The following is a 2,704-nucleotide window of genomic DNA, read 5'->3' on the forward strand; positions in this document are numbered from 1 at the left end:
GCGCCCACTTCGCCAACGTGCTGCCCGACCTGGCCGACGACTGATCGGCGTCGATGATCGTGGAGACCCGTTGGGCGACGATCACCACCGCTGCCTGCGCGGTGACCGGCCGCAGGGCCGCACGCAGCCGCGCGTCGGTGCCCAGGTCGAGCGCGGAGAACGAGTCGTCGAAGAGGTAGATCTCCGGTTGCCGGACCAGGGCGCGGGCGATGGCCAGGCGCTGCCGCTGCCCACCGGAGACGGTGGTGCCGCCCTGCGCGATCGGGGCATCCAACCCGCCGGGCATCTGGGCCACGAAGTCCCGGGCCTGGGCGATCTCCAGCGCCGACCACAGCTCCTCGTCCGTGGCGTCCGGGTTGCCGTAGCGCAGGTTGCTGGCGACCGTTCCGGTGAACAGGTACGGCCGCTGCGGCACCAGGCCGATGCGTCGCCACAGCTCGTCCGGCGCCAACTCCCGCACGTCCACCCCGTCGACCAGCACCGCGCCGTCGGTGACGTCGACCAGGCGGGGGATCAGGGACAGCAGCGTCGTCTTGCCCGCGCCGGTGCTGCCGATGATCGCTGTGGTGGTGCCCGGGGTCGCCCGGAAGGAGATGTCGCGCAGCACCGGCTCCACCGCGCCCGGGTACTGGAAGCGCACCCCGCGCAGCTCCAGCTCGGCTCGGCTGGGCAGCTCGGTGACCGGCACGGTGGCCGGGACCACCGAGGAGTCGGTGTCCAGCACCTCGACGATCCGCTCGGCGCAGACCGCTGCCCTCGGCACCATCATCAGCATGAAGGTGGCCATCATGACCGCCATCAGGATCTGCATCAGGTACTGGAGGAACGCGGTGAGCGCGCCGATCTGGATCGCGCCGGCGTCCACCCGCTGCGCGCCGAACCAGAGCACGGCCACGCTGGAGACGTTCAGCACCAGCATGACCACCGGGAAGATCAACGCCAGCAACCGGCCGGTACGCAGCGCGGTCGCGGTCAGGTCGGCGTTGGCGACGGCGAAGCGGTCCGTCTCGTACGGCTCTCGGACGAACGCACGGACCACCCGGATGCCGGTGATCTGCTCCCGCAGCACCCGGTTGACGGTGTCGATGCGGGTCTGCATCAGCCGGAAGCCCGGCACCATCCGACGGATGATCGCGCCGAGGGTGATGGCCAGCACCGGGACGCTGACCAGCATCAGCCAGGAGAGCCCGACGTCCTCACGCAACGCCATGAACACGCCGCCGACGCTCATGATCGGTGCGGCGACGAGCATCGTGCAGCTCATCAGCACGAGCATCTGCACCTGCTGAACGTCGTTGGTGTTGCGGGTGATCAGCGACGGTGCCCCGAACCGGGCCACCTCGCGGGCGGAGAAGCGGTTGACGTGCCCGAACAGTTCGGCGCGTACGTCACGGCCGAAGCCCATCGCGACCCGGGCGCCCAGGTAGACAGCCGCGATGGAGCAGACGATCTGGATCAGGCTGACCAGCAGCATCCAGCCGCCGGTGCGCACGATGTAGTCGGTGTCGCCCCGGGCCACACCCTGGTCGATGATGTCCGCGTTGAGGCTGGGCAGGTAGAGCGAGGCCATGGTGCCCACGAACTGGAGCAGCACGACCGCCAGCAACGGTCTCTGATAGGTGCGCAGTTGGCCGCGCAGGAGTCGGATCAGCACGCCGGGTCCTTCGTTTCGGTAGGGCGTCCGGTCATCCGCGGGTCGTCTCCGCTGCCGATGACCTCAAGCAGGAACTCCCGGATCACCTGGGCCTTCGCCGGGTCGGTGTCGACCGAGGTGAGGGGCCGTCCGGAGTGCATGAGCGCGTCGAGCGCGGCCACCCGTTCCCGCCCGGCGGGGGTGATGGCGAGTCGGATGCTGCGTCGGTCGTTGTCGTCGCGCTGCCGCTCGACCAGACCGTCGCGCTCGAGCGTGTCGACGATGCCGGTCAGGGTCGCCGGGCGGACGAACCCCTTCTCGGCGACCGCCCGGTGCGGCAACTCGCCGTGTCGGGCGAGCGTCATCAGGGTGATCATGCCAGCCTGGGTGAGGCCGTGCTCCTCGGCGAGGTAGCGGTTCCACCGCTGCCCGACCAGGTGCCCGGCCACCACCAGCAGCCGGCCGAGCGGCACGTCCTGGAGGGTCACGAGTTCCACGACAAGCAGGTTAGCCCCCTGATAGTCAGGGGCCAAACGAAATTGCCGCAGCGGTGGCCACGAACAGGATCTGCAGGGCGGTTCGCTGTGCCAGCGGAGTGACCGGGCGGCCGGCGAGGGTCAACTCGCGGCGGGCGGCCGAGATGTTGGCCGGGAACATGGCGAGCATGAGCAGGCCGAGCCCGGCCGCCGCGACCCGGGCGGTCGCCGGCACCAGGAGGCCGACCGCGCCGACCAGCTCCAGCACGCCGGTGGCGGTGACCAGCAGGTCCGGTCGGGGCAGGCGGGGCGGGACCATCGCGATCAGGTCGCTGCGACGCTGGCCGACGAAGTGCGCGACGGCGGTGAGTGTGAACATCACGGCCAGCCCGACGCGCAGCGCGGGGTGCCAGCCGTCCAGTGCGGAGAAGCCGACCAGGCCGGCGATTCGGGCCAGCGCGGCGCCGGCGACCAAGGCGATCAGGGGTGCCATCGGAATCCTCCTCAGGGGAAACTTGTCAGTGACAAGATTGCGCGTCAGATGCTCATCTTGTCAATGGCAAGATAGGCTTGGCGCATGAGCGGAACCCGCGCC

General features: G+C 70.0%; 3 protein-coding genes. All 3 read right to left on the bottom strand.

The annotated features are described in order from the left end of the window. On the bottom strand, positions 1-1,654 hold a 1,654-nt coding region (locus ABZ749_RS33325; protein ID WP_357234956.1), incomplete at its 3' end, for an ABC transporter ATP-binding protein. Beyond that, positions 1,648-2,130 carry a MarR family transcriptional regulator gene (locus tag ABZ749_RS33330; RefSeq protein WP_357234958.1) on the bottom strand — a complete coding sequence of 161 codons (483 nt, stop codon included), beginning with the start codon at positions 2,128-2,130 and terminating at the stop codon, positions 1,648-1,650. The genes ABZ749_RS33325 and ABZ749_RS33330, both read right to left, overlap by 7 nt. Before the next feature lie 25 nt (positions 2,131-2,155). Next, on the bottom strand, positions 2,156-2,602 hold the full coding sequence (locus tag ABZ749_RS33335; RefSeq protein ID WP_357234961.1) for a DoxX family membrane protein: 447 nt from the start codon (positions 2,600-2,602) through the stop codon (positions 2,156-2,158). Between the last annotated feature and the right edge of the window lie 102 nt (positions 2,603-2,704).

This window comes from Micromonospora sp. NPDC047753 (assembly GCF_040642735.1).
Lineage (GTDB): Bacteria > Actinomycetota > Actinomycetes > Mycobacteriales > Micromonosporaceae > Micromonospora.

Excerpts from the sequence above, each read along its gene's own strand:
- ABZ749_RS33335 (WP_357234961.1), bottom strand. The coding sequence starts at position 2,602 with ATGGCACCCCTGATCGCCTTGGTCGCCGGCGCCGCGCTGGCCCGAATC.